This window comes from Brevibacillus sp. GCM10020057, from assembly GCF_042683565.1.
Taxonomy (GTDB): domain Bacteria; phylum Bacillota; class Bacilli; order Brevibacillales; family Brevibacillaceae; genus Brevibacillus.
The window spans coordinates 243,756-251,112 of record NZ_JBHUJW010000034.1 but is presented as its reverse complement, the minus strand read 5'-3'; the positions used below and the strand labels follow the sequence as shown (position 1 = coordinate 251,112).

The 7,357-nt window shown below is 52.2% G+C and carries 7 protein-coding genes; 5 read left to right on the top strand and 2 right to left on the bottom strand.

The features are described 5' to 3' along the window. Window positions 1-482: 482 nt before the first annotated feature. Window positions 483-2,054 (bottom strand): glycosyltransferase, encoded by a 1,572-nt coding sequence (locus tag ACFSO0_RS11535; protein WP_376880222.1) that lies wholly within the window; start codon window positions 2,052-2,054, stop codon window positions 483-485. A 151-nt stretch (window positions 2,055-2,205) separates the two neighbouring features. Here ACFSO0_RS11535 and ACFSO0_RS11530 point away from each other — a divergent pair, with 151 nt between their 5' ends. The 5 genes from ACFSO0_RS11530 to ACFSO0_RS11510 all read left to right on the top strand — a co-directional run bounded on the left by ACFSO0_RS11530 (window position 2,206) and on the right by ACFSO0_RS11510 (window position 6,766). Beyond that, window positions 2,206-3,282: a glycosyltransferase family 2 protein gene (locus tag ACFSO0_RS11530; RefSeq protein ID WP_376880220.1), complete on the top strand. Its 1,077-nt coding sequence runs from the start codon at window positions 2,206-2,208 to the stop codon at window positions 3,280-3,282. A gap of 59 nt (window positions 3,283-3,341) precedes the next feature. Beyond that, window positions 3,342-3,695: an alpha-helical endospore appendage domain-containing protein gene (locus ACFSO0_RS11525; protein ID WP_376880217.1), complete on the top strand. Its 354-nt coding sequence runs from the start codon at window positions 3,342-3,344 to the stop codon at window positions 3,693-3,695. Beyond that, window positions 3,658-4,449 (top strand): hypothetical protein, encoded by a 792-nt coding sequence (locus tag ACFSO0_RS11520; RefSeq protein WP_376880215.1) that lies wholly within the window; start codon window positions 3,658-3,660, stop codon window positions 4,447-4,449. The genes ACFSO0_RS11525 and ACFSO0_RS11520 overlap by 38 nt, the downstream gene beginning before the upstream one ends. A 102-nt stretch (window positions 4,450-4,551) precedes the next feature. After that, window positions 4,552-5,454 (top strand): BclA C-terminal domain-containing protein, encoded by a 903-nt coding sequence (locus tag ACFSO0_RS11515; RefSeq protein ID WP_376880213.1) that lies wholly within the window; start codon window positions 4,552-4,554, stop codon window positions 5,452-5,454. 199 nt (window positions 5,455-5,653) lie between these two features. After that, complete coding sequence (locus ACFSO0_RS11510; RefSeq protein WP_376880211.1) at window positions 5,654-6,766, top strand: histidine kinase N-terminal domain-containing protein; 1,113 nt, start codon at window positions 5,654-5,656, stop codon at window positions 6,764-6,766. A gap of 196 nt (window positions 6,767-6,962) precedes the next feature. Here ACFSO0_RS11510 and ACFSO0_RS11505 read toward each other — a convergent pair whose 3' ends face one another. Beyond that, on the bottom strand, window positions 6,963-7,271 hold the full coding sequence (locus ACFSO0_RS11505; RefSeq protein WP_376880208.1) for a hypothetical protein: 309 nt from the start codon (window positions 7,269-7,271) through the stop codon (window positions 6,963-6,965). Window positions 7,272-7,357: the final 86 nt, after the last annotated feature.

Sequence of the window (7,357 nt, the reverse complement as noted above, 5' to 3'; positions counted from 1 at the left end):
CACCATAAAAAGCCACGTATTCGTTCACCCAGGGTTATTCACTAGTTTGGGAAGAAACGAAAAGAGCCAAACCCATTTTCATGATGGGGTGTGGCTCGAGGAGGCATGGAGGTTTTGTTGGAAAATATGGAACAAACCGCGCGAAGAAGAGAAGAGCAGTTCGATATTCTGTCCACAGATTACCCACAAGTTGTCCACAATAATCACATGCGCTTGTGGAAAACGATTGGAGAAAGCCACGTTTGATCTGTATACCTTGGACTTCTCTCTCAGGCCAATTCCGTATAGCCTGTGGCTTTTCAGGAGAAAAGCCCTGCTCGACAGGGAATGGCTATGTGGAAAGGTACTCACAAGTTATGCACAGAGACTGTCTTGTTATCCACATTTTCCTCAAGATACTGTGAATAAATGCTGTTTTCATTCAGGCTGCCGCCAAGGAGCGAACAAGCTGCGGGTAAAGTGGCGATCGTCACGGGTGGCCGTCAGTCGCTCCAGGCAATTAGCCTGGGCTGCGGGTCGAGGATGGATTCGTACTGCTCTTTCCAGCCGTACAGCCCAGAGGGGTCCAAACGTTTGTAACGCTCGTACTTTTCTTGGCGAATCTCGTGGGTGGACCAGCCCAGATGCTTGACGCGGTAATGGCTGAGGAAGGAAGGAAGCTCGAAAATATTATGGGGAAAGCGTCCGCAATGCAAGGGCTGCTCCTTCCAGATGTAGCGATGGCCGGGGTGATAGCGCAGCAGGAAGGGGCGATACACGTCATGTGCATGCCAGTAGGAATCCTCGCGGTAATGCGTTTCCGACCACATATCGTAAAGACGGAAGCAACAGACTTCGCCTTTTTCCTGGGAGAGCAATTCATGAACTCCCTGGGCAAATCCGTCTTCAAACACCTCGTCCGCATCCATGTTCAGAATCCACTCGGGGCTTTGCCGGATGGTCTCCTGCCATTGCTGCTTGCGCAAGCTCACTTCGTTCATGAAGCGGGAGGTCTCGTTGTGCACGATGTGAAGGGGAATCCCTTTGAGCAGCTCGTGACAGATTTCCACAGTATGATCCGTGCTGCCATCGTCGATGATGACCGCCTCGTCGATATACTCACGATGTTTGGAGAGGATGTGGCTGAGATGTTTGTCTGCTTCGTTGCGAACGATCATCGACAGTGTGATTTTGGGGCGAGTGCAGGCGGAAGACCTTCTGACAGGTGTGCCGGGCACTCCTGTCTGCGCAGGAGAAGAACCGTAGACTTGCTTCATCCAGTTTGCAGCTTCGGCATAATCCGACTCCCGATAGACGTGAAAGGCGGGACGATGCGTATCTACAAAAAGGGAAAAGCCTAAAGCAACTGCGCGTATGCAAAAATGCCGATCCTCGCCCCAGAAGCTGACGTTTTTGATTTTGCCAAAATGGACGCCGGCTTCCAAGGCAGATCGCCGGATCAGCGTGCATGCACCCAGCCCTCCTACCTCGTACAGGCCGGGAACGCGCAGCTTGCTGTAAAAAGCCATTTGCCGGATCAGCTGTTCCTGGGAGGAGAGCTGCTCGTTCGGGGCGTGCTCATACTGCGTGTACTGATCCGAGAGCCAGACCTGCGGGGCGGGGAGCGATTGCGGCTGCCAACTCGTCCAGAAAATTTCTGATACGATCTCCTTGTCGCTGTTGAGCAAAATGGCCAATGTATCGGGCTGCAGCAACAGATCTGAATCAACCAGGAAAAGGGCGTCGAAATGCTGGCGTTTGGCGTAGTCGATCAAGCGGTTTTTGTAGTCGGCGACCTTCCAGATCAAGTCCTCGTTCCAATAGTGCGTATTCTCATCGCGAATGTAAGGAGGGCGCTCGGTGTTCCCCGGGAAGATGACAGAGCGGTCCGGGAAGCGGCCCGCGAACGAGCGAAGCATTTGGCTGGACAAGGCATCGGTATTGTCATCGACAAAGGCGTAGGAAACGTCCGCCGCCTGGCTGTCCAGATGATCCAGCGAATGAAAAAACATGCGGAGTATTTCGGGCTTCTGGCAGACAGGGCTGCCGATCAGGACCCGTGGTTTCGGGCTCATCGAATCACCTCGTGTTCGGGAAATCTGTTTTTCGTAAAGGAAGCGGCGGCGTGAAGGTACTCCTCACTCATTCTCATATGATATGCCCGGATACATAATACACAGCTTGCGGAAATAGGATGGTAGTAATGTTGGGGAGGGAGCGATCTGCATGTTCACGATCAGCCTCTGTATGATCGTTCGGGACGAGGAGGGAACGCTGGCCCGATGTTTGGCGACTGTGCGGGATTTGGTGGAGGAGATCGTCATCGTGGATACAGGTTCTACAGATCGCACCAGGGAAATTGCCAAAAGCTTCGGCGCCGCGCTTTACGATTTTGCCTGGATCGATGATTTTTCAGCTGCACGCAACTTTGCGTTTGGGAAGGCGACACAGGACTACATCCTTTGGCTGGACGCCGACGATGTTCTGGAGGAGCAGGACCGCAATCGTTTTCGCCTCCTGAAAGAGCAGCATGACTTTGATTACGATGCCGTCTCGATGCCGTATTACCTCACGCTGGATGCCGAGGGGAAGCCTGATGAGTTTCTGAGAAGAAATCGGCTTGTACGAAGAGCATGCCGCGTTCAATGGCATGGAGCTGTGCATGAGTATTTGGCGGTCGCAGGGAAGGTGCTGCATAGCGACATTGCCGTAACGCATCGGAAAGAGAAAGCCTACACAGACCGCAACTTGCAAATCTACCTGAAACGGCGGGAAAGGAAGGAAGAGTTTAGCCCGCGAGATACGTACTATTTCGCCAATGAGCTGAAAGACCACGGACGATACGCGGAAGCAGCAGAGCAATACGGGCTGTTTTTGGACGGAGGAAAGGGCTGGATAGAGGACCAACTGGCGGCTTGCTACAAGCAAGCAGAGTGTTACGCCCATCTGAAGCAGCCATACAGACAGGTGCAATCGCTGCTGCGCGCTTTGGCCTACGGCGAGCCGCGGGCAGAGTTGTGCTGCAGGCTGGGCGGCTATTTCGCAGAGAAAGAGGACTTTAGAACGGCGATTTACTGGTATCGGCAGGCGACTCTGCTCGAACAGCGTCAGGATACGATGGGAATGACAGAGCACTCTGCCTGGACGTGGCTGCCTCATCTGCAGCTCTGCTACTGCTACGATCGGGTAGGCGATCTGAAGAAAGCGTATCTCCACCATGAAATGGCCAGAATGTACAATCCCCGGCATCCGAGCGTGGTGCATAATGAAGCCTATTTTGCCGGGATATCGCAAACGCAGTAAGCGAGTCGCAGAGGCGCCGTTGAAACTTTTTTACTTTGGAGAAATGGAGGTTGGGAGGGATGGCGCTGCCCAATATTCCGGATATCACCCCTCGCATTAAGCTGAAGCGAAAAGAGGTCATTCACCTGCTGCTGACCTCGATTGCCATGGAAGAAATCAGTTTGTCCCATATTATGAACGCAGAGGGAGAAAAAATTCAGCATTTTTTGGAGAAAGGCGAGGTTTCTCTGGAGGATCTCCTTCGCGTGAACCAAAGTGTAGAGCGGATGCTGCGCAGTATTGTCAGCAAGCAGATTCTATTGCAATTTAAGCTCGATAACATACTCGAATTGGAAGAAAAGTACATCGAAAGCGAGCAGCAGAAGCACGACGCCGATGAGTACAACGACGATGATGAAGACGATGACATTTAAGCATTCGCAGCAGCTGCGAGGGGAGGTACAAAAATGGCTCCGCAATGAAGGGGCTGGCGAGCGGCAAGACGGCTTTCGGAGATTGCTCGAAGCGGATCTCGTGATGGAGAACGCGTTGACCCTCTTGATGAATGGTCTGGCGCAGCAAACAAAGGGATGGCCGTTCTCTGAAAAACGTCCCCAACTGTTTTTTCAGTGGCTCGAATCGCTCCAGTATTGTTTGGAGGCCATGAACACGTGGCACTGGATTTCACTGGCTCGCTTGAGGAGGCTGCAGCCCTTTCTGCAGGTAAGGATCAAGCGTTGGCAAAGGGCAGAGTTTTCCTCGGCCTGGGAAGAGGGGCATCACAAGGCTGCGGCAGCGATGAATTCCTTTTCCGAGGGAGTGCTATTGTTGTTTATCCAAGCCGCTCGTCATGTCGGGCAAGGAGCTGTGGAGGAGCAGAAGCTCTGGATGCGGCGCGTACTGGAGGAGATTTTTCGGATGCGGGGGCACAAGCGGGAATACTTGCACATGCTTTTTTCCCCGGAAGAGAGCCAGAGGGAACATTCGTATGCTTCTCCCCCGCCAGGCATTCGGACGGCAATGCTTGCAAACGAAGGAAAAGAATACACGAGCACTTCTGGACAGGTATCGGTAAGGATTCACAGAGAGCCTCTACAGCCTTCCCCTGGAAAGCCGTGGTTGCATGAGAGTGTGTGGGGCGGACGGAAGCAAAAGTTGGATTGGTATTCGAGAAAGTGGATGGAGTAGAAGGGGAAATGATCGATTGAACATGGTGTCAGCATACGCCGGCATTTTCGCGTCCCGCTTGGGAAAAGCGGAGGTCTGCCAAGGGGGGAGGGGTGGTATGGTATGGCGTTTCCCAATATACCCAATATCAGTCCAACCATAACGGTGACACGTGAAGATGCGATTAATCTGCTTCTCTCTTCCTTTGCCTTGGAAGAATTAAGTCTGAGCCGCATTTTGCATGCAGAGGGAGAAAAGATTCAATACGTCTTAGGAACGCTGCCTGGCATGACGGGATCAAATGCTAAGGTAGAGGACCTTCTCGCCATCGCTCAGAGTGTTCGGGAAATGATCGACGCAACCATCAAGCAAGATATGCTTCTCCAACAAAAAGTTCAAACCGTACTGAATGCCTCCACGCAACGTGGCCCAACCGGTGCTACGGGAGCCACGGGAGCGACCGGAGCCACTGGAGAAACTGGGGCGAACGGAGTCACAGGAGCCACGGGAATCACCGGAGCCGCGGGAGAAACGGGAGCTAACGGAGCCACAGGAGTCACCGGGGCTACCGGAACTACAGGAGAAACTGGGGCGACAGGAACTACAGGAGCCACCGGCACAGTCTTCACCACTCCCAATGCCTTTGGTGCCAACACCGGGGGCGCGAGCATTGTCGTAGCTTTGGAAGGTACGGACATTCCGCTCCCCAACAACCAGATCCTGAATGGAGTGACGGTCAACGGTTCCAATACCGTCTTTACCGTTCCGTCAACGGGCAATTACCTTCTCTCCTACACCATCAATACAACGGCCGCGCTTCTCGTCAGCTCGAGGCTCGTCATCAATGGATCACCTTTTACTCCATCCGTTCTTTCGCCAGTTGCTTCCTTGTCGTCGTTTCAAAACACCACGATCATACCGCTTACTGCCGGATCGACCATTACCCTGCAACTGTTTGGTTTGTCGGGAGCCGCAACGCTTCTGACAGGCGCAGGGGCTACGCTAACCATTGTCCGTATCAGTTGAAACGAAAGACCTGAAGCTTATGTACACAGGGAAGGATGCTTTTGCGGCGTCCTTCCTTTCTCCATACAGATCGCCAGAAATAGAAGGAAGAGTGAAAAAATACCATATCTCAAAACATTTGGATAATAAGTTCGGGCGAATATAGTATAATGTTTGCAACAATATCATGCGTGCACATGCAAAGTGGGGACAGATGCAGATGGAAGAGCTGACAGCATTTTTGGAAAAGCACGAAGCAAGAATCGTCGAGACGTTCCGGAAACGGGTGGTTGTCTCGGAGCACGATCAGTTTAAGGACACCATTCACCTCAATGGACGAGCCATGTACAGGATGGTGTTAAGGTATTTCCGGGAGCAGATGACGCTCGAAGATATCAAACAGCTGGCTTATAAGGTGGCCGCCGAACGCAACCGGGTTGACATCAACATCGGTGACTTCGTTCACAACGTTTGCCTGGGCCGCAACTTGATTCTGGAGTTGCTCCAGGAAGGATCGTTTGAGCCTGACGCTCTCGTGAATGCGATTATAAAGATAAACGAGTGCTTTGACGTGTTTCTCGTACAAGCTATATCCAGATATACGGATCTGAAGAACAGCGATCTCGCGGAAAAGAAGCAGTTCATCGAACGTTCCCACAAAGATCGGCTCACCATTCTCGGTCAGATGGCATCGAGCTTTGTGCACGAATTTCGGAACCCGTTGACTTCCATTATCGGCTTTTCCAAGCTGCTCAAAGAGGATTATCCCGACCTCCCGTATGTCGATATTATCGTCAATGAGTTGTACCAGTTGAATTTCCGGGTCTCGCAATTTCTGCTGGTGTCCAAGAAAGGAATCATCCCGCGCAAGAGTGAGGTTATTAATCTCCAGCAGCTCTTTGAGGAAACTATCAGCTTTCTGAATCCCAACATTGTAGACGTGAATGCGGACATTCAGTGCGTCATCGATGCCGAGTGCGAGCTGACCGGCTATCGGGATGAAATCAAGCAAGTGTTCATCAACATCATCTCCAATGCCCTGGACGTCTTGTACCGCAAGAACGGCAAAAAAGTGGTGGCGATTGAGGTGTTCCAACACGACGGCACCACGGAAATCTCCATTTCCAACAACGGTGTTCCCATCCCGCCCGATCTGCTCCCGCTCATTTTCGAGCCGTTTTTCACCACCAAAGAGCTGGGGACGGGGCTCGGACTGTACGTCAGCAAAGAAATTATTGAACGACATGCCGGGACGATCACTTGCGAGTCTTCCGAGGAGAGCACCAGGTTTACGATGCAGTTCAGCTCCGAAATAGTGAGAGAGGCACCTTAGCGAGGTGCCTTTCTTCATGTGTGCCGTTGCTGAAGCCGTTCCGCCCTGATTTTGCCGAAGTCCGTCCACACTTTCTCCAGGCGTCTGACCAGCTTGACCAGCAAGATGGAGAAAAAGGCGCTGACGGGTTACCTGTACATGGAAGCTGCAAAAATGCAAAGAAAAAAGCCACACGGATTCGTGCGACTTCCTTTCCTTACCCTCTATTCCTTTTCAGCCGTTCCATTTCTTCGCTGACCACAAACGCCAGGTCGTCGTTCCCGAATAGCGACAGTACGCCCAAAAGGGTGGCATCGGGGATGTCTTCCGCTTCCTCTTTGGGGACCGTATTGTCGATCATCTGTGCGAGCAAAGGGTTTGTCGCCTGATCCGGATAGGCGCGGCGATAGATTTCATGCGCGTCCAGGCCGTTATTGACACACCATTGAGCGAAAACGAGAATCATCATGCCCTCGTCCCGCTGGTATGCCTGGATGATCTGTTCTTCCGTCTCTTTTCGGTTCATGGGCATACTACTCCTCTACCTATCGCATGTCATGAGCTAATTGTAAGAAAGAGAAGGGATGCCCGCAAGAAAAACCCACAAAAAAA